Below are 20721 nucleotides of genomic sequence, written 5' to 3' on the forward strand. Positions count from 1 at the left end.
CCCACGCCCTGGCGGGCGCAGCTACACCCCGTAGCTGCCCGCGCCAGCGGGTGGGCCTCGCCGCAGCCGCAAAGCGTCTTGCCACCCCCGTAGCTGCCCGCGCCAGCGGGTGGCCCTCGCCGCAGCCGCGAAGCGTCCTGGACTGCGCCAGTCCTCTGGCGCTTTCGAAAGCTCACCCGCCCTCGCCCACCCCCTTACCACACATCTTGTTAATCCTGAAATCTTGTGAATCCTGTCCAAAAAGGCCCCCATTCCACCCCCGATCCCCCGTCCGCCCCAAACACCCCCAAACCACGGGACTTGGCAAGTCCCGCTCCTTGGGCTGGCCATCGCGACTCCAGAGCTTGTCGAAAGCTCACTCGCCTTCGCAGCCCCCAATCCCCACGCCCTGGCGGGCGCAGCTACACCTCCCTCCAGCCTAACCAAAAACACTCTCACGCCCCTCACACAAACAGCCGCGCGGGCTGGTACTCACGCACCGCCTCATACGCGTGGCCCAGCTCCAGCAGCCGCACCTCCGACCACGCGGGGCCGATGAAGGACAGGCCCACGGGCAGCCCCTCCGCCAGCCCCATGGGCACCGTCAGGTGCGGGTAGCCCGCCACGGCGGCCTGGGTGCTGAAGACGCGCACATTCGCATCCCCCAGTTCCAGGTCGATGCGCCCCGCCGGATCATTTGTCGGGCAGATCAGCGCATCCACCCCATGCTGCTTCAGCGCGGCGTCCAGCCCCTCTGGCCCGGCCAGCCGGGTGGCCAGCGCCCGCAGCTCCTCCGCCTTGGCCAAGTGCTCCGGCGTGTGGCGCGTTTCCGCCTCGATGAAGAACTCCTGGTTAAAATGCGCCATCTCCTGGTCGCGATACTCTTCGTTATACGCGATCAGCTCCGCCAGCGACTTCACCCGCCCGCCTCGGTCGGCGAGGTAGGCATTCAGGTCCTGGCGGAACTCCGTCAGCATGGCCACCCACGCAGCGGAGGAGGCCTCCCGATGCAGCGGGATTTCCACGTCCCGCACCAGCACCGCCCCGGCCTCCTCCAGCCGCCGCAGCGTGTGGTCAAAAAGCTGCCGCACCTCCCGGTGGCGACCGCTCAGCGAGGTCAGCACGCCCAGCCGCCGCCCCTTCAGCCCGTCCGGCCCCAGGGTAAAGCTGTAGTCCTTCGCCACCTGCGCCTGCGCCGTGGCCGCATCCCGCGCATCCGCCCCGGCCAGCACATTCAGCAGCAGCGCCGCATCCCGCACCGTCTGCGTCATCGGCCCCGCCGTATCCTGCCAATGGGTGACCGGGATGATGCCCGCGCGGCTGATGAGTCCCAGCGTGGGCTTCAGCCCCACGATGCCGCAGGCCGAGGCCGGGCTGACGATGGACCCATTCGTCTCCGTGCCCACCGCCGCCGCGCACAGCCCCGCCGCCACCGCTACGGCGGAGCCACTGCTGGATCCACTGGCCGTGTGCGCTAGGTCGTGCGGATTCAGCGTCAGCCCGCCACGCGCGCTCCAGCCGCTGGTGGAGCTGGGCGAGCGGATATTCGCCCACTCGCTGAGATTCGTTTTGCCTAAAAGGACCGCCCCGGCCTCGCGCAGCCGTTTCACCACCGTCGCATCCTGGGCCGGTTTTGGCGCGCCCAGCAGCGCCAGCGAGCCCGCCGTCGTTTCCATCGCATCGGCGGTTTCGATGTTGTCCTTGATCAGGATGGGGATGCCCCGCAGCGGCCCGGGCCCGCTAGGGCGGCGCACGTCCGGGTTCACCTCCAGGATGGATCGCAGCTCCGGCCCCGCACGGTCCAGCGCCTGGATCCGGCCCAGATAATAGTCCAGCACCCGATCCTCGCTCACCCGCCCCTCGCGCAGCCGGGTGGCCAGCTCCGCCATCGTCACGCCCTCCGTCGGCAGGATGTCCTCCTCGCGGCGGCAACCGGCCAGGACAGTGAGGGCAGAGCCGATGAATAAACGTCTTTTCATGATGGGGGATGGCCAGCTTGGCAAAAAAGCCCCCTGGGGGTCAAGCCCCGCCTTTGGGTCCGCTCAAAGCCCGCCGCTCACTTCAGCAAACCGATCTTGCAGCCCTGCGCCTCCGGCTGCGGCGTGGCCACCGGCCTGCCGGAAAGCACCGCCTCCAGGGCATCCCGCAGGTCCTTCGTGCTGGCAGCGCGCTGGCGCTTCGTGGGGGCCAGGTAGAGGTCATTGATGCGGCCTTTATACAGCACCGCGCCCGCCGGGGACAGCAGCACGGCCTCAGGCGTCACCGCCGCGCCCACCTGCCGGGCAAGCTTCTGCTCCTTGTCCACCAGCACCGTCGCCTTCACCGCCGACATATCCGCATGCTGCAGCGCCACCTCCACGGTGATCTCCGCATCCGAATGCACCAGCGCCACCGCCACGCGGTCCGCATACTCCGCCGCGATCGCATTGATCTCCGGCATGAAAGGCCGCGTGGTGGAGCAAAACGGCGACACAAAAAACACCAGCACCGCCTTCTTTTCCCTCGCCGCCAGCGGCGCGTGCATCTTCCCATCCGTCCCCTGCAACTCCAGCACCGGCTCAGCGGCAGGGAGACTGGAGGCAAAGGCGAGGCACAGCAAAAGGGGCAGGAGTTTCATAGGCAGAGAGGGTCAAGACGGGGCAAACCAGTCAAATGTGTCAAGGGAGGTCAAGCTGTCAAAAAAACCAGCCTCCACTTATTCCCCGCCCCCTCCTGTTAATCCTGTCCATCTTGTCAATCCTGTAAAAAACAGCCCCCTCCACACCCTCCCGCCCCCACCTCCATCTCGTCCCCCATATCCCTCCCCCTTCCTGTTAATCCTTCCCGCGACTGCGGGACTGTAATCCTGTCCAAAAACTCCCCCTTCCCCTCCTGCGGCCCCGTTTCCCCTTGTCCCCGCCCTTCCCCCCTTCCAAACCCGCCAGTTGACGCCCCCCCTCTCCTGCACTATGCACCTTTTATCCGGCGCGCTTCCTGCTGCGGCGGGTATTTGCAAATCCCACTCTCATACAACAATGGTCAAAATCGGCATCAATGGTTTCGGGCGCATCGGCCGCCTCGTGTTTCGCGCAATCTGTGATCAGGGCCTCCTGGGCAAGGAGATCGAAGTCGTCGCCGTCAACGACCTCGTGCCTGCAGACAACCTCGCCTACCTCGTGAAGTACGACTCCACACAGGGCAAGGCCAAGGAAGAAGTTTCCTCCAAAAAGAGCAGCCCCGAGCTGGCTGAAGACGACATCCTCGTGGTCGATGGCCATGAGATCAAGTGCCTCGCCGTGCGTGCAGGTCCTTCCGCCCTGCCTTGGAAAGAACTCGGCGTGGACATCGTCATCGAATCCACCGGCCTCTTCACCGAGCGCAGCAAAGCCCAGGGTCACATCGACGCCGGCGCCAAAAAAGTCATCATCTCTGCCCCAGGCAAGGAAGAAGACATCACCATCGTCATGGGCGTGAACCATGAGAAGTATGATGCCTCCAAGCACCACGTCATCTCCAATGCTTCCTGCACCACCAACTGCTTGGCCCCGGTCGTGCACGTGCTGCTGAAAGAAGGTTTCGGCGTCGCCGAAGGCCTGATGACCACCATCCACAGCTACACCGCCACCCAGAAGACCGTCGACGGCCCCAGCGCCAAGGATTGGAAAGGTGGCCGTTCCGCCGCCATCAACATCATCCCAAGCAGCACGGGCGCAGCCAAGGCCGTCGGCCTGGCCATCCCAGAAGTGAAGGGCAAGCTGACCGGCATGTCCTTCCGCGTGCCGACCCCAACCGTCTCCGTCGTGGACCTCACCGTTAAGACCGAGAAGGAAACCAGCTACGCCGAGATCTCCGCCGCCATGAAGAAGGCCAGCGAGACCTACCTCAAGGGCATCCTGGGCTGGACCAAGGACGAAGTGGTGAGCACCGACTTCATCCACGACCAGAGCAGCTCCGTCTTTGACGCCGGTTCCGGCATCGAGCTGAACAGCAAGTTCTTCAAGCTCGTGAGCTGGTACGACAATGAGTGGGGTTACTCCAACCGAGTCGTCGACCTCGTGAAATACATCGTGAGCAAAGGCCTGTAATCGCCAAGAAAACAGCACCCCTTTTCAAACCCTTCCACGGGCCGGCTCGCAAGAGTCCGGCCCGTTTTTTTTGGCGAGAGGACCATGGGCATTCAAACTCTGGATCGCCCTACCCCTCAGCTCCCGCCAGCCCTGCTGGTGTGTAGCCTTTAGGCGACTCCCTGACCTGCCGCACCCTCTCCAGATCGCCTAAAGGCTAAACACCAGCAGACCACTCAAACCACCCCACTCCTCGTAACCCCCTCAAAAATCCTGTTAATCCTGCCATCTTGTTAATCCTGTAAAAAACAGCATCCCCGCCACCCAGCGCCCCCACCACCATCTCGTCCCCCATATCCCTCCCCCTCCTGTCAATTCTGCAAATCCTGCAATCCTGTCCAAAAAACACCCCTTCCCCCCTCCCGTCCCTCCCCGTCCCTCCCCGTCCATCAACCATCCACTCTCATCCATCACCCCCTCATCCCATGAACTCCTCCCCACGCCCTAACAAACACCGCGACCAAAACGAACTCCGCAGCTTCCGCCTCGTCTGCCAGCCCCTCCTGCTGCCGCCTCCCATATCATAGTTTGTTAGTCCGCCCCCGTCGCGCGTCCGGTCAATCGCGCACCGACCATGTCCCAGTACCTCTCCCAGCTTCGCAGTCTCCCCCGGCCTTTTTGGATCCTTGCCGGGGCCACGTTTGTCAACCGGTTCGGCCTCTTCGTCTGGCCCTTCCTCACCATCTTCATCACGCGCAATGGCAATACGGCCACGCAGGCGGGCCTCGCCGTCGCCAGCTACTCCGCCGGGGCCATGGGGGCCGCCGCCCTCGGGGGCTGGCTGGCCGATAGGCTGGGGCGCAATGTCACCCTCGCCCTCTCCGCCTACGGCAGCGCCGCCTGCATGCTGGCCATGTCCCAGGCCACGGACTGGCGCGTGCTCGCCGTCATCGCCTTTGCCACCGGGCTCATGGGCGAGGCCGGGCACCCTGCGGGCAATGCCCTCATCCAGGACCTCGTCCCGCCGCACCAGCGCGTGCTCGCCTTCGCCGTGAACCGCTTTGCCGTGAACCTAGGCTGGTCCTTCGGCCCCGCCGTCGCCGGACTGCTGGCGGAGGGATCCTTCTTCTGGCTCTTCGTCGTGGATGCCAGCACCTCCGCCCTCTTCGGCCTCATCGCCTGGACCTGCCTGCCGCGTGGCAACCGCACCCACGCCCACCTCGCCGGCTGGGGCCCCGCGCTCGCCTCCATCCGGAAAAACCGGCCCTTCCTCGCCCTCTTCGCCGCCTGCCTCTGCGTCGCCTGGATCTTCCGCCAGACCTCCACCAGCTTCCCCCTGCACTTTGAGCGCAGCGGCCTGCCCATGTCCTGGTGCGGTCTCGTGCTGGCCATGAATGGCGTCATGATCTGCGTGCTGGAGATCCCCCTCGCCGCCGCCACCCGGCCCTGGCCCGTGCGCATGATGCTCGCGCTCGGCTACCTCCTCATGGCCGGCAGCTTCCTCATCCTCACCATCGGCGGCAGCCTGGCCATCTTCATCTTCACCATGGTCGTCTTCACCGTCGGGGAAATGTTCGCCTTCTCCCGCCAGCAGGCCTATGCCGCCAGCCTGGCCCCGGATGACATGCGCGGCCGTTACTCCGGCTTCCTCAGCTTCGCCTGGTCCATCGGCGGCATCATCACCTCCGTCGCTTCCCTGCACCTGTATGAGACCGCCCCCGCCCTGCTCTGGTCCGTCACCGCCGCCCTCGGCCTCCTCGCCTCCCTCCTCATTTTAAGGGTGGGGCGGTGAGGGGGATCAGAGACACCCGGCCTCAAAAAGTAGCCCGCTCATAGTAGCCCGCTCAGTCCCTGAGCGGTAAGCAGCCGCGAAGCCCCCAAGCCCTCCTTTCCAGCCTCACCACTCCGATGGAACCCCATGCATCCATCTTCATTCACGCGGCAGTCCATCACCCTTCGCAACGGCTGTCCGCACAGGGACTGTGCGGGCTACTTTTTCACCCCCGCTCATAGTAGCCCGCTCAGTCCCTGAGCGGTAAGCAGCCGCGAAGCCCCCAAGCCCTCCTTTCCAGCCTCACCACTCCGATGGAACCCCATGCATCCATCTTCATTCACGCGGCAGTCCATCACCCTTCGCAACGGCTGTCCGCACAGGGACTGTGCGGGCTACTTTTTCACCCCCGCTCATAGTAGCCCGCTCAGTCCCTGAGCGGTAAGCAGCCGCGAAGCCCCCAAGCCCTCCTTTCCAGCCTCACCACTCCGATGGAACCCCGTGCATCCATCTTCATTCACGCGGCAGTCCATCACCCTTCGCAACGGCTGTCCGCACAGGGACTGTGCGGGCTACTTTTTCACCCCCGCTCATGGTAGCCCGCTCAGTCCCTGAGCGGTAAGCAGCCGCGAAGCCCCCAAGCCCTCCTTTCCAGCCTCACCGCTCCGATGGAACCCTGTGCATCCATCTTCATTCACGCGGCAGTCCATCACCCTTCCCATTCATTCCACCCTTCCCGTGCCGACAGAGCTTGAGAATGAATCTGCACTCTGCAGGCTCCAACACCGCCCCCCCAAAGACTTGGCTATTCGCACAATGAAAGCGGGTTAGGGACTCGCTAAATGAGGTTGGGGCGCTGACTGAATTGGCGATTGATGGGGGCTTTGAGGTTGCTTTCTGCACAGGGACTGTGCAGGCTACTTTGCGGCCCCTCAAGTTTATTGCCATTTGTGGCAGCTTGGCTAAGTCGCACCTGTCTCATGGCCTTTCAGTTCTTCAATCCGGCTTCCAGACTTTCCGTTTCACATGGAAACCTTCCTCATTGGGGCCAGGAAGGTGCAACTTATTTCATCACCTGGCGAATGGCAGATTCCGTCCCATCCACCATTTGGAAACGCTGGTGTGTGGAACGCGATGACTGGTTGGTCCGGCATAACATCGACATCCAATCTTCAACATGGCGAACTCAGATAGAAGATCTGCCGGAGACCAGTCGTAGAGACTTCAAACGCTTCACCCGCAGCATCGAAAAGGAGCTAGATGCAGGCCATGGTAGCTGTCTTTTACGCCAGCAAGAAATGGCGAAGATTGTAGCTGAAGCCCTGCATTTTTTCGATACTTCCCGTTATATTCTGGGAGATTTTGTCATTATGCCTAACCATGTGCATGTCCTTGTAGGTGGCATGGGCAGAGATACCATGCTGAAGCAGGTCGAATCATGGAAAAGATGGACCGCCGCGCAGATCAACAAAAGCCTGGGGAGAACAGGAAGGTTTTGGCAGGTCGAAAGCTTTGACCATCTGGTTCGGAGTGAACTCTCATTTCAAAAATTGCGGCAGTACATTGCGGCTAATCCTGGGTCAGCCAGGTTAAAGCCGGGTGAGTATCTGCTATGGCAAAGAGAGCCTGCGTCACCCAATGAGGCCCAAAAGTAGCCCGCTCAGTCCCTGTGCGGATAGCAATCTCGCAGCCCCAAGTTACCCCCATTTTCAAGACCTTCACGCTCTATTGCAGGCAGCAGCCGAGTGTAGTGACGCATCCATCTTCACTCACGCGACTGTCTGTGACGATTCGGCACGGCTACCCGCACAGAGACTGTGCGGGCTACTCCGGCATCCCCCCTTTCCGTCCCATCCAGGTGCATTCCGGTCACATTCCCGTGTGCATCCGTTGCTAGGCACCTACCATAGGCCACGTACACCTTCCCTCACATGACCCTGGGCCTTTTCATCCCCTGCTACATCGACCAGCTTTACCCTCAGGTCGGCCAGGCCACGTACACGCTGCTCACCCGTCTCGGTCATCAGGTGGAGGTGCCGGAAAAACCCGCCTGCTGCGGCCAGCCCATGTCAAACTCCGGCTTCGCCAAAGCCGGCGCGGGCTGCCTCACCGACTTCGCCCGCGAATACGCCCGCTTTGACCACATCGTCTCTCCTTCCGGCAGTTGCGTGCTGCATTTGAAGGAGAGCCTGGAGGCCCAGCACTCCCCCATGGCCCACCGCGTTTATGAGCTGTGCGAGTTCCTCCACGACATCGCCAAGGTGGATTCCCTGCCCGCCCGCTTTCCCCATCGTGTGGGCCTGCACCAGAGCTGCCATGGCCTGCGCGGCCTGGGCCTCGGCAGCCCCAGCGAGTGCAGGGTCCCCGCCTTTTCCAAACCCGCCCGCCTGCTGCAAATGGTCGCCGGTTTGGAACTCGTCCCGCTGGACCGCTGCGATGAATGCTGCGGCTTTGGCGGCACCTTCTCCGTCTTTGAAAGCGACGTCTCCGTGAGCATGGGCCGCGACCGCATCCAAGATCACATCAGCCACGGGGCCGAGTTCATCACCAGTGCCGATATGTCCTGCCTCATGCACCTCGGCGGCCTCCTCTCCCGCCAAGCCCCGCAGGTGAAGGTGCGGCACATTGCCGAGATCCTCGCTGGGACAGCAGAGTCAGAAGCTGAGCCATCGCTGAACGATGGTTGAGCGATGGTTTGCAATGGTTTGCCATGGTTTGCCCTAGCTCAAAATCTCCTCCCTAACCACCGCTCAACCACCGCTCAACAACTGCCCAGCCACCGCTTAACCATGGCTCAACCTCTCACTCACTCCGCCGCCGCTCACGAGTTCCAGCGCGATCCCGCCCGCGCCGCGTGGCATGACCAGACGCTCTGGATGGTCCGCACCAAGCGCGACCGCATGGCCGCCCGCGTACCCGAGTGGGAGCAGCTCCGCGAGGCCGCCTCGCAGATCAAAGAGCACACGCTATCCAAGCTGGCCGACTACCTGGAGCAGTTCGCAGATAACGCCGCCGCCAATGGCATCCACGTCCACTGGGCCGCCGATGGCGACGAGCACAACCGCATCGTCCACGGCATCCTGCAGCGGCACGGCGCACGCAAGCTGGTGAAAAGCAAGTCCATGCTCACCGAGGAATGCCACCTCAACCCCCACCTGGAAAAGCAAGGCATCGAAGTCATCGATACCGACCTCGGCGAGCGCATCGTCCAGCTTCAGGAGATGCCGCCCAGCCACATCGTCATGCCCGCCATCCACCTGAAGCGGGCTGAGGTGGGCGAGGTCTTTCACGAGCACCTCGGCACCCCCGCCGGGCTGGATGACCCGCAGCAGCTTACCGAGGCCGCACGCCAGCATTTGCGCAATCATTTCCTCACCGCCGATGCCGCCCTCACCGGGGTCAATTTCGCCGTGGCCGAGACCGGCGGCTTCGTCGTCTGCACCAATGAAGGCAATGCCGACATGGGGGCCCACCTCGCCCCCGTCCACATCGCCTGCATGGGCATTGAAAAGATCATCCCCCGGCAGGCCCACCTCGGAGTCTTCCTGCGCCTGCTCGCCCGCAGCGCCACCGGCCAGCCCAGCACCGTCTTCAGCTCCCATTTTTTAAAACCGCGCCCCGGCCAGGAGATGCACATCATCATTGTGGACAATGGCCGCAGCCGCCAGCTCGCCCGTAGCGACTACCGCAAATCCCTCGCCTGCATCCGCTGCGCCGCCTGTTTTAATACCTGCCCCGTTTACCGTCGCAGCGGCGGCTACAGCTACAGCTACTTCATCTCCGGCCCCATCGGCAGCATCCTCGCGCCCAATGTGGACAAAGCCGCCCACGCCAGCATGCCCTTCGCCTCCACCCTTTGCGGTTCCTGCACCGCCGTGTGCCCCGTGAAGATCGACATCCACGCCCAGCTCCTGAAATGGCGGCAGGACATCACCGCCGCAGGCCATGCCCCCTGGTGGAAAAAAGCCGCCATGCACACCACCGCCTTCGTCGTCCGCCGCCCCGCCCTCTTCCGCCTCGGCGGCTGGTTCATGCGCCGCACCACTCCGCTGCTGAATCTCCTCCGCCTCGATCCCTGGACCCAATCCCGCGACCTCCCCCCCGCCCCCACCCAGACCTTCCGCCAATGGCATAACCAACAGTCCAACAAAAAGTAGAGCACGCATGGAAAGTGCTCAGTGCGAGGTCAAAGGTCAAAGCGTCAAGAATCTCACTCCATCAACCATCACCCATCCATCCTCAAATCATGAGCCACGGTTCCCGGAGGGAACCTGGAACGTAGCCGGTGGTGAAGGTGGCGCAGCCACCGGGAACCACCGGACCCCCGACCCAACCAATAATGCAACACCACCCAAGCGTCCCGCAGGGACGCCGGAAACCTCCGTCCGCCCCACCACTCCCCTTCCATCAACCATCAACCCTCACCCCCCATGAGCCGCGCCACCATCCTCGCCGCCGTCCGTCAAGCCCAGGGCAGCCCCACGCCCTCGCCCGAGGCCCCCGTGGCCGCCCTCCGTGCCTTGCCGAATGAGGCCTCCCTGACGGACTTCATCGCCACGCTGGACCTCATCGGCGCGCGTGTCATCCGCGGCCACAGCTTCACCGAGGCCGCCACTTGGCTGCGCGAAAACGTCCCCGCCACCGCCGCCCTCGCCTCCCACGTCCCGCAGCTCCCCGGCACCGTGGATCTCACCGCCGTCACCGATCCCCACGCGCTCGATGGCATCCACACCGCCATCCTCCACGCCCGCTTTGGCGTCTGTGAAAACGGCGCCGTCTGGCTGGATGAAACCGAGCTCGGCCCCCACCGCGTCCTCCCCTTCATTGCCGAGCACCTCTTCATCGTCCTCCACGCCGCCGATCTCGTCCCCACCCTGCACCACGCCTACGAGCGCATCGCCACCATCGGCAGCGGCTTCGGCCTCTTCCTCGCTGGTCCATCCAAGACCGCCGACATCGAACAATGCCTCGTCATCGGTGCCCACGGCGCACGCGGCGCCACCATCTTCATCCTCGATTAAACCGCCCACACCGCATCCGCGAAGCGTCCTGGACTGCGCCAGTCCCCTGGCGCTTTCGAAAAGCTCACCCGCCCCCATCCCTCCAGCCATCACCTTCCCCTCAGCTCCCGCCAGCTCTGCTGGTGTCTAGCCTTTAGGCGACTCAATGACCTGCCGAACCCTCTCCAGATCGCCTCAAGCCTAAACACCAACAGACCCCAACAAACCAGCCCCGCCACTCGTAAAACCTTCCCAAAAAATCCTGTTAATCCTGCCATCCTGTTAATCCTGTAAAAAAGCCCCCTTCCACCACTCCGTCCCCACCTCCATCTCGTCCCCCCAAATCCTCTCCTCTTCCTGTCAATCCTGCAAATCCGGCAATCCTGTCTAAAAAAAGCTCCCCCACTTTGCCGCCCGCACCCTTGCCACACTTCCTGTTAATCCTGTAAAAAGCCCCCTTCCACCACTCCGTCCCGTCCGCTCTCACCACCCCCGTGCCCGCCTCGCCCCCATCCCTCATCGAGACCACCTGCGACGGCCCCAAGACCGCCCGCTGGGTGCTGGAGGCCGCCGATTGCCGCGCCCTCGCCACCCACCGCATCGCCCGGCTCGGCATGGATGAAGCCGTGCCACCCTATGAGCGCGTGCGCCTTTCCCCCAGCGGCAGCTTCCTCATGGTCTGCCTCAGCGGCAGCGGCCGTGTCCTCCTGGATGGTCGCTGGCACCGTGTCGGCCCCGGCACCGCCTGCATGGCCCCGCCGCGCGTGCCCAATGCCTTTCACGCCCTGCCGGGCAAGCCCTGGCACTTCCTCTGGGTACGCTATGACGAGCCACCCTTTGTCACACCTTTGGTTAGCGCCGCTTCCCCCGTGAAGGTCAAGGTGGATGCCGCCCAGCTCCACCGCATCTGGGCCGGCCTGCGTGGCGAGTGGGAAAGCACCCGCGATGTGAAGGCCCTGCATCACTGGACCGAGCTCCTCCAGCACCACGCCCGCCGCCTCGCCGAACCCTGGCGTCGCGATGAACGCCTGCGCCGTCTCTGGCAGGACGTAGAAACCCGCCTAGCCGAGGACTGGACGCTCGCCTCCCTGGCCCACGCCGCCCACGTCAGTGAAGAGCACTTCCGCCGCCTCTGCTGGAAGGAACTGGGCCGCAGCCCCATGGCCCACCTCACCTCCCTCCGCATCCAGGCCGCCCAGGAGATGCTCAGCAACACCCAGGACAAGCAAGAGGTCATCGCCCAGCAGATCGGCTACCGCAGCCCCATCGCCTTCTCCCGCGCCTTCCGCCGCTGGGCCGGCTGCCTCCCCTCCGACTACCGCGCTCGGGTCTGATCTCAAACATCACTCACTCTCTTCCAGCGCCTTCGCCTCCTCATCACCACGGCCCTCATCGCCAGGACGGCGAGGGTCCACCTTCAGCGCGATGAGGCCAAACGTCACCGCCCAGGCCCCGCCCAGCGTCCAGCCCGCCAGCACATCCGTGGGCCAGTGCACGCCCAGATACACCCGGCTGCAACCCACCAGCAGCGCAATGATCACCGATAGCGACACAATGTACAGCCGCACCTTCCGGCTGGGCTGCGTGCGCGCCAGCATCACGCCCAGCGTCAGATACACCACCGCCGCCATCATCGCATGGCCACTGGGAAAGCTGGCGCTCGTCACCAGCACCCCATGCGGCACCAGGTCCGGGCGCGGGCGGCCAAACAAACTTTTCAACCACGCCGAGGCCTGCATCCCGCCCGTGATGGCCACCAGCGTCAGCAGCGACAACCGCACCCGGCCATACAGCAGCATCAGCCCCATAGAGACCACCGTCAGCCCCGTCAGGATCGTGAATCCCCCCAGCGCCGTCAGGTCCCGCCCCATCTCCTCCATCCACGGCGGCCCCAGCGGATCCGCCGGATTCCCCGCCTCCCGCATCGCCAGCAGGATCTTCTCATCGTAGCTGTGCGACTCCTTTTGCTGCACCTCCTCCGCGATCTCGATAAAGCCCAGCAGCCCGCAGGCAATGATCAGCAGCGCCGCCGGGATCAGCGGCTCCTTGCGCCACTGGCGCACCTGATTCAGAAAAAGTTCAAACGAACGCGCAATCATAAAGAGACTCCCTCACACCTACTTCGCATCCGGCCAAAATCCCCGTGAATTTAGACCCTCCCGTCACCCATTTTTCGGCCCTCCCCCGCCCTCCGGATGCCTCACCAGACAGAGCTTTGGCAAAAAGAGGGGCGCTGCCTGCGTCCCGCACGCGGGATGACCTGGACGAAGGCTCTCGCACCTTCGAGCTTCCTCAACGCCCCCAAGGAGCGGGACTTGCCAAGTCCCGGCCGCTGAACCCTCGCCCTCCTACTCCCCACGCCCTGGCGGGCCCAGCTACCCCCGTAGCTGCCTGCGTCCCGCACGCGGGATGACCGGTTCCGAAGCGTCCTGGACTGCGCCAGTCCTCTGGCGCTTTCGAAAAGCTCACCCGCCCCCGTTCGCCATGGAGCGCGGGCGTCTCGCCTGCCGTTTCACGCGTCCTCGCGGGAAACCGTTCTCACACTCCGCAGACCCAATTCCAGGCACCTAGCAGCAGCCACCCCGGTCCACGGTCTTCGGCGGGACGCCGAACACTGCAGGCGAGACGCCCGCGCTCCACAAAAAGCTGCGCCCCCTCACACTCATCCATCATCCATCATCCATCATCCATCACCCATCAACCATCAACCATCCCCCCCACCCCCTGTGCATTTCGGTCACCTCCTTGTGGACGCCCTCGTAGGAATCTGGTGAAATGCCCGCGTTATATCGTTCCCACCACCATGCGCCGCTTTGCCCTCCTCTGCCTGCTGCTCACCACAGCCCTGCCCCTCTGGGCACAGCCCGTCTCCCTCTTCGATGGCAAATCGCTCACCGGCTGGGATTTCGACCCCGCCGTCTGGCGCATCGAGGACCGCCTCATGACCGGCGGTTCCCTCACTGAAAAGGTCACGCAGAACTACTTCATCTGCACCAACAAGAGCTACCAGAACTTCGATCTCAAACTGAAGATCAAAGTCAGCGGCGATCCCGCCACCGGCATGCTGAATAGCGGCATTCAAATCCGCAGCCTGCGCGTCCCCGGCGGCCATCACATGAGCGGTTACCAGGTGGACTGTGGCAAGGGCTGGTTCGGCAAAATCTACGACGAATTCCGCCGCAACAAAGTCATCGCCGAGCCCCTTGATGCCGCCGCTTTGGACAAGGCCGTGGACGTCTATGGCTGGAACGAATACCGCATCCTCGCCGAAGGCCCGCGCATCCAGGTCTGGATCAATGGCGTCGCCGCGATCGACTACACCGAGACCGACAAAAACGTCGCGCTCGATGGCCGGCTCGGCCCCCAGGTGCACAGCGGCGGTGCCTGCCTCGTGCAGGTGAAGGACATCACGATTGAAGAACTCCCCGCCACCCCTGGTGCGCCCACCTGGCAGTCCCTTGGTGGCGTCGAGGCCGCACGCAAACTCGTCGCCCCACCTGCCAAAACCAAAGCTGAGGCTCCCGTCAAAGGCAAACGCGACATCAGCTACAACAACGTCCAGGCCACTGCCAAAACCGCTGCCGAACAGCAAAAGCTCTTCCATCTGCCCGAAGGTTACGACATCGAACTCGTCGTCCAGGAAAGCGATGGCATCGGCAAATTCGTCAGTGTGTATTTTGATCAGCGCGGCCGTTTGTGGACTCAGACCGCCTTTGAGTATCCCGTGGATGCCAATGAAAACCCCGCCGCTGCCGAGGCCATCTACAACAGCCCCGGCAAGGACAAGGTCCTCATCTATTCCCGCGAGGCCCTCAATGCCCCGCTGCCTCCCGGCGGCCTAACCAATCCTGTGGTCTATACCGAAGGCCTCGCCATCCCACTTGGCATCCTACCCTGGGGCAATGGCGACACCTGCTACATCCAGCACGGGCATGATCTGAAGCTCTTCAAAGACACCGATGGCGACAGCCGGGCCGATACCCACGAAGTCCTCCTCACCGGCTTCGGCGTGCAGGACAGCCACCTCTTCCCCCATCAGTTCACCCGCGCCCCCGGCGGCTGGATCTGGATGGCCCAGGGCCTCTTTAACAACAGCCAGGTGCACAAGCCCGGCAGCAAAGACCTCGTCGATTATCCGAAGTGCGGCATGGCCCGCATGCGGCCCGATGGCAGCGACTTTGAAGTCACCAGCGTTGGGCCTAACAACATTTGGGGACTCGTCATCACCGGCGAGGGCGAGACCTTCATCCAGGAGGCCAACGACTATGGCTACCCCATCATGCCTTTCCACGAATACGCCTACTACCCCGGCGGCATGGAGGCCCTGAAAAAAAGCTACCAGCCCGATTTCCCCCCGCAGGCGGATTTCCGCATGGGCGGCACCGGCCTCAGCGGCCTCGCCCTCATTGAAAACGGCCCCCTCGTGGATGCCCAGGCCGCCCACACGATGGCCGTCGCCAACCCCATCACCTCCAAGGTCCAAACCCTCGCCATGCACCGCGACGGCGCCTACTGGAAGCTCGATCAAAAGCCCGACCTCATCACCTGCGACGACCCCTTCTTCCGCCCCGTGGCCCTCACCAACGGCCCCGACGGCTGCATCTACATCGTGGACTGGTATAACAAAATCATCTCCCACAACGAAGTCCCCCGCGCCCACCCCGACCGTGACAAAACCCGAGGCCGCATCTGGCGCGTGAAGCCGAAGAAAACCAACTCTCCCGAGTCCGCCCCCATCCCCGACTTCACCCAGCTCAGCACCGAAGACCTCATCGCCCTCCTCGGCACCAAGCCCACCGCCAAAGCCCACCTTGCGTGGCAGACGCTGGCAGATCGGCTCCCCGGCACAGACGATCATTTCCGCCTAACTGAATTTGCTGCAAAACCCAAACATCGGTCTTCATCCTCATTGCCCATCCTTTGGGCGGTCAGTGATACGCTCGGGAAAGAGCCGCCCGTGCGGGGCGACCTCGTTGCCATCATGACTGCCGCACGCTCCAAAGACGCCAAAGTTCGCCGGGAAGGACTCCGCCTTCTCCAGAGCGTCCTCACTCATTTTGCCGCCCGCCAGGACCCCACTGAATCTTATCTGATCCACGAGATGCTGACGCTCTTGCAAGGACTCAAAGCGGAAGATGGAACGGTCTGGCCCGCAGTGTCCGAAGCCCCTGAATTTGAGATCCGCACAGCCGCCATCCAGTGTGTGGCGCAGGCCCTCCAAGGAAGCCCGAAAGAAGAGGTCCAGCACCTCGCCATCAAAATCCTCCTCTCCTTTGCCAAGCCCTCCCTCACCAGCGGCCCCACCATCCAGTCCTCGCGCGGTGCCAAACAAATCCCCGTCCGTGAAGCCTACGACCGCGAGTTCGAACGCTTCCTCGTTCGCATGTTCTTGGAGCGGCATCCGGAGGCCGTCGCCAAGTTCCTCGATTCCGAATCCGCCGCTGCACTCCCCGTCGAGGCCCGCGTCCTCGCCGCCCTGGCCCTGGATCCCAAAACCAGCGCCACCCGCGTCGCCAAACTCCTGCCCCAGCTCGACCGCGCCCCGAATGACGAAGAGCTCCTCCGCCTCGCCCAGTTCCCCGAAGAACCCGGCGTGGGCGCAGCCCTGAAGGCCCTGCTCTCCCTGCCCACATCGGGGGCCGTCGTCGCGGAAAAACTCCTGGCCAAACGCACCTTGCTGGATGCAGCCCGCGTCGCCCCCATCCTCCAAGAGACCGCCCTGAGCATGCTGAAGAGCGACGACTTGCCCACCCGCAAACAGGCCCTTGTGCTGTGCAGCGGCTTTCAAATTCCCGCCGAGGAAAACGTCATCGAGCCCCTCTACCAGCGGCAGCAGCAGGTCTTTGAAGGCCAGCCCGTCCCCCAGGATGAAAGTGGCGAACTCGCCCTCCGCCTCGCCGCCTTGGCCGCCATCCGTTCGCCCGAGACCCAGCTCTTCTACGTCCTCGCCGAATCCGATCCCGACGCCACCCTTCGCGATGCCGCGCTGGATGCCCTCATCGCCGCCAGCACCAATTCCGTGCAGAGCGCCTGCGAACGCCTCTTCAAGCTCTACCCCAAGCTCACCCCGGCCCAGCGCAAGCGCACGCTCAACGCCCTCTCCGGCCAGGCCGAAGGCGGAGCCAAAAGCCTGCTCACGGCCATCCTCGACAAAACCATCCCCCAGGCCGATCTCGACGGCCCCGTGCTCGAACGCCTCGCCACCGTCCTGGGCGAAGATCCCGCCCTCGCCCAGCTACAGCAGCAGCTCGGCGGTGTCTTTGGCGAGGTGCTTTTGCTCGATGGCCAGGACAGCGCCTGGGTGGATTCCAAGCTCACTCTTGAAGGCCCCTTCACCGTCGAGACCTGGGTCCGCCTAACCGAAGGTATCGGAAATCAGGACAGCATCCTCGGCTCGCCCAAACAGATCGACCTCAACTTCTTCGGCTCCAAATTCCGTGTCTGGCTCGGCGATGGCATCGGCGATGTCGTCGCCGCGCAGAAACCCATGACGCCCGATCTCTGGACCCACGTGGCCGTCACCCGCGATGCCGGCGGCGTCTTCCGCCTCTATCAAAACGGCGAGCTGGAAGCCACCAGCAGCAAAAAATCCACCGCCCCCTTTAAAGACTGCCGCATCGGCTGGAGCGGCCCCAACCAGGGCACCCACGGCGCGCTCAGCGAATTCCGCGTGTGGAAACAGGCCCGTACCGAGGCCCAGATCCGCGCCCACTTCGATCGCATCCTGCCCCCCACCACCGAAGGCCTGCACTTCACCGCCGCTCGCGATCTGAAGCCCGCCACGCCCAAGCTCTACGGCAAAGGCGCACGCATCGCCAAGACCCTCGACACCCCGCCGCTGCTCACCCAGGCCCAGGCCCAGAAGCTGGATGCCCAGTTCACCCGCTACACCGCCCTCGCCGCCCAGGGCCAGGCACCGCAGGGCCAGCCCCTCGCCGCCCTCTGCCTCGCCTGCCACCAGATCGGCAGCACCGGCGGCCAGATCGGCCCCAACCTCAGCGGAGCCGGGGCCATGGGCCTCGAGGCCGTGCTGCGCAACATCCTCACCCCCAATGCCGCCATGGAGCCCGGCTACCGCATCTTCCGCCTGGAGATGATGAATGGCGACCTCCTGGATGCCTTCTACGTCAGCGAAGACGCCCAGGCCTACGTCGTCCGCCAGCCCGGCATGACCGACCGCCGCGTGCCCAAAAAAGACGTCCGCACCACCCGCTACATCCGCCGCAGCCTCATGCCCGAAGGTCTCCTCGATGCCCTCAACGACCAACAAGCCGCCGACCTCCTCGCCTACCTCATGACCCTCAAAGGGTAAGCGATCAGCTCACCCGCCGCCGAGCTTTCACAACGCCACTCAAGGAGCGGGACTTGCCAAGTCCCGCCATCTCACGCCCCAACTCCATCCTTGCTCAGCCTTCGCTATTTCCCTCAGCCTATCAGACCGCCTGACTCTTGTTTTGATCCATCCTCCATCCCAAGTTAAATCGACAGAACTTCAAAAACTCCGCAAGTGCCAGCATCTCCTGATTCGACATTTGAATAAGCTAGCCGGAAGTAACGCGGCGAACAAAAGCTTAACCAATGAAGATATTATTTAGGATCATGCTATCATTTATATCGTTCTGCCTATGTGTCGATCCTGTTTTATCGCATTACTCAGAACAGGATTAAATAATGTGTGCATAGAAGGCTTTACTCCTAGATTTATATTCTTGGGCACACGGATCTCTGCTAGCTCTTCTTTGGAAAATGCTAAAGAATTAGGTTTTGAGTCCATTCCCTCAGCACCAAACGAATTCTTTGTACCCTTGGCAGCTCCAGCCGCAGCGGCTGCACCGACTTCACAGAACAGAGCAAAAAATTGCGCTGGTCTACTATTCACTTGTGAAGCGGCTGCGCCCATAGTCCTAAAGCCATACTCAATCGATTTGGCAATACCCTGATTGTCTTGATTGGTTGAAGGCGGCATAATAAAATAGATTGAATTAATCGAATCAAGTTACTCCAAACTTAGACCGCCTCAGCCACACGGTCACGCAGATGGTGCGCATGATTGATGAAGGTATTGAGAAGCTTGCTGAGAGTCTCCCCATCGCTGGCCTGAAATGGCCGCCATTCGAAATGGAAAACGGCGATGGCGCTGTCCGGGATGAGCGCCAGCCAGCCTCCCAGAGTATCAGCCCCATAGGCATTGATCTCCAGCAGCTTCCGCATCTGTTCAGGGCTGGGGGGACCCTCAGATTCCGCAATCATCGCCGTGAGCAGCAAACTGTTGCTGTTGTCATGCAGGGTCAAGGTCATGGGCATTCCCTCCGTACTTTCCATCACGCAGAGCCCCTGGTCGTTCACCTCCAGGGCCTGACCCGAAAGCCCATTCACTTCGCTGATCAGACGGCGCATCACCTCCAGCGGCTCAGCCGGAGTTTTTTCACCCGTCGAAGCCCCCTTGGCAGAGGAGCGCATGAGATCGCGAACAGAGCGCGGTGAGGAGGCTGCTTTACTCATAATGGCAGATGCCATTTAAAATATTCTTACTAGAAATCAAATAGATTATACCTTCATAAACAAGCATAAAACATCCATAAAAAATGAGCTGACTTAAGCTTAATGCTCGTACGGCCCCACGCATCATGGCAGGGAGTTTGCCTCGTCGCGGATTTGACTTGTCTGCCAGCCGCCTGATAGCTGTGAAAAATCTCATGCAGCCCACCCCCGCTGAACCCACCGCCAAACCTGCCGCGCCTCCCGATCTGGAAATCAAGGACGCCCAGCTCATTTTCAACCAGGTGTGGAAGCAGCTCGAGGATGACTACGGCCGCGAAAACCTGCGCTTCCCAAAGGAGCTCATCCTCCTCGGCGGGGCCCCCGGTGCGGGCAAAGGCACCAACACCAACTTCATCCGCAAGCTGCGCGGCATCACCGCCGAGCCCATCGTCGTCAGCGCCCTTCTCGACAGCCCTGAATCCCAAAAGCTGAAGTCCCAGGGTGGCATGGTGGGCGACCGTGAAGTCGTCGGCATCCTCTTCCGCAAACTCCTCGAACCCGAGCAGCAAAACGGGGCTATCCTCGATGGCTTCCCCCGCACCAAAGTGCAGGTGGAGTGCCTGAAGCTCCTCTTTGATGAAATGATGCGCCTGCGCCGGGACTTCTCCGCCACGCCCGATGCCTTCCATTTCAAACAGCCCATCTTCCACATCATGGTGCTCTTTGTGGATGAGGCCGAAAGCATCGCCCGCCAGCTCAAACGCGGCCAGGAAGTCCTCGCCCACAATGAGGAAGTCCGCCGCTCCGGCCTGGGCGAACTCTGGGAAGAACGCGCCACCGACTTCGATCCCACCCTCGCCCGCAATCGCTACAAGGTCTTCAAAGAGAAGACGTACGATGCGCTCGTCTCCCTGAAGGAAATCTTCCACTACCACTTCATCAATGCCCAGGCCTCGCTGGACCTCGTGCAGGAAAACATCGTGCGCGAGCTGGAGTATCAAAGCTCCCTGGAGCTGGATCCCCGCACCTTCGACCTCCTGCGCAAGCTGCCGCTGGCCAGCGAAATCATCCGCCATGCCCGGCAAGACCTCGTCCGCCGCCTGGACAGCTACAAGGTGGAAAAGGCCGACCTCATGCAGGCCGTCGTGGATTTCATCGAGGGCAAAATGATGCCCATCATCGTCCGCCACGCCATCTCTGGCCGCGCCGATATCAACTCGGAAAACACCCTTTTCCACGACCCCGAAGCCCTGGCCATCCTCATCGACATCTTCTCCGAGCGCGGCTTCCACGCCACTGCCGATCTCCACCTCATCGAGATCCCCGAACGCTTCGACCTGCAGACCGGCGAGATCCACTGCCGGAAGAAAAAAGTCTTCCGCTTCAACATCCGCTTCAAAGGCTCCGAGATCCGCCGCGGCTAACCACCTTTGCAATAACCCACCGC

At 62.7% G+C, this 20721-nt stretch carries 14 protein-coding genes; 9 read left to right on the forward strand and 5 right to left on the reverse strand.

Annotated elements, in window-relative coordinates:
- Positions 1 to 443: 443 nt before the first annotated feature.
- Together ABEB25_RS23350 and ABEB25_RS23355 are read right to left on the reverse strand one after the other, a co-directional pair.
- Complete coding sequence (locus ABEB25_RS23350) at positions 444 to 1958, reverse strand: amidase (protein WP_345738873.1); 1515 nt, start codon at positions 1956 to 1958, stop codon at positions 444 to 446.
- A 77-nt stretch (positions 1959 to 2035) separates the two neighbouring features.
- Entirely contained in the window at positions 2036 to 2596 is a 561-nt protein-coding gene (locus ABEB25_RS23355; protein ID WP_345738874.1) for a redoxin family protein, read from the reverse strand.
- 397 nt (positions 2597 to 2993) lie between these two features.
- Here ABEB25_RS23355 and gap point away from each other — a divergent pair, with 397 nt between their 5' ends.
- The 7 genes from gap (at position 2994) to ABEB25_RS23390 (ending at position 12127) form a co-directional block, all read left to right on the forward strand.
- On the forward strand, positions 2994 to 4043 hold the full coding sequence (gene gap, locus ABEB25_RS23360) for a type I glyceraldehyde-3-phosphate dehydrogenase (RefSeq protein ID WP_184207277.1): 1050 nt from the start codon (positions 2994 to 2996) through the stop codon (positions 4041 to 4043).
- 613 nt (positions 4044 to 4656) lie between these two features.
- Positions 4657 to 5814 (forward strand): MFS transporter, encoded by a 1158-nt coding sequence (locus ABEB25_RS23365; protein WP_345738875.1) that lies wholly within the window; start codon positions 4657 to 4659, stop codon positions 5812 to 5814.
- A 959-nt stretch (positions 5815 to 6773) separates the two neighbouring features.
- Complete coding sequence (locus ABEB25_RS23370) at positions 6774 to 7448, forward strand: transposase (RefSeq protein WP_345738876.1); 675 nt, start codon at positions 6774 to 6776, stop codon at positions 7446 to 7448.
- Positions 7449 to 7724: 276 nt separating this feature from the next.
- Entirely contained in the window at positions 7725 to 8480 is a 756-nt protein-coding gene (locus ABEB25_RS23375) for a (Fe-S)-binding protein (protein ID WP_345738877.1), read from the forward strand.
- Positions 8481 to 8582: 102 nt separating this feature from the next.
- A complete protein-coding gene (locus ABEB25_RS23380; RefSeq protein WP_345738878.1) occupies positions 8583 to 9950 on the forward strand; it encodes a lactate utilization protein B in 1368 nt (455 codons plus the stop codon).
- A 273-nt stretch (positions 9951 to 10223) separates the two neighbouring features.
- Positions 10224 to 10814 (forward strand): LutC/YkgG family protein, encoded by a 591-nt coding sequence (locus tag ABEB25_RS23385; protein ID WP_345738879.1) that lies wholly within the window; start codon positions 10224 to 10226, stop codon positions 10812 to 10814.
- A gap of 473 nt (positions 10815 to 11287) precedes the next feature.
- Complete coding sequence (locus tag ABEB25_RS23390) at positions 11288 to 12127, forward strand: helix-turn-helix transcriptional regulator (RefSeq protein WP_345738880.1); 840 nt, start codon at positions 11288 to 11290, stop codon at positions 12125 to 12127.
- Between the two features lie 9 nt (positions 12128 to 12136).
- Here ABEB25_RS23390 and ABEB25_RS23395 read toward each other — a convergent pair whose 3' ends face one another.
- A complete protein-coding gene (locus ABEB25_RS23395; RefSeq protein WP_345738881.1) occupies positions 12137 to 12892 on the reverse strand; it encodes a phosphatase PAP2 family protein in 756 nt (251 codons plus the stop codon).
- Positions 12893 to 13596: 704 nt separating this feature from the next.
- Here ABEB25_RS23395 and ABEB25_RS23400 point away from each other — a divergent pair.
- Positions 13597 to 18105 (forward strand): DUF7133 domain-containing protein, encoded by a 4509-nt coding sequence (locus ABEB25_RS23400; RefSeq protein WP_345738882.1) that lies wholly within the window; start codon positions 13597 to 13599, stop codon positions 18103 to 18105.
- A 297-nt stretch (positions 18106 to 18402) separates the two neighbouring features.
- On the opposite strand, the gene ABEB25_RS23405 is transcribed toward ABEB25_RS23400, so the two are convergent.
- The gene (locus ABEB25_RS23405; RefSeq protein WP_345738883.1) at positions 18403 to 18759 is read right to left on the reverse strand and encodes a hypothetical protein; all 357 of its coding nucleotides are present in this window, start codon (positions 18757 to 18759) and stop codon (positions 18403 to 18405) included.
- Positions 18760 to 18800: 41 nt separating this feature from the next.
- Positions 18801 to 19253 (reverse strand): type III secretion system chaperone, encoded by a 453-nt coding sequence (locus ABEB25_RS23410; RefSeq protein WP_345738884.1) that lies wholly within the window; start codon positions 19251 to 19253, stop codon positions 18801 to 18803.
- A 236-nt stretch (positions 19254 to 19489) separates the two neighbouring features.
- Here ABEB25_RS23410 and ABEB25_RS23415 point away from each other — a divergent pair, with 236 nt between their 5' ends.
- Entirely contained in the window at positions 19490 to 20698 is a 1209-nt protein-coding gene (locus ABEB25_RS23415) for a nucleoside monophosphate kinase (protein WP_345738885.1), read from the forward strand.
- The last annotated feature ends 23 nt before the right edge of the window (positions 20699 to 20721 follow it).

This window comes from Prosthecobacter algae, from assembly GCF_039542385.1.
Classification (GTDB): domain Bacteria; phylum Verrucomicrobiota; class Verrucomicrobiia; order Verrucomicrobiales; family Verrucomicrobiaceae; genus Prosthecobacter; species Prosthecobacter algae.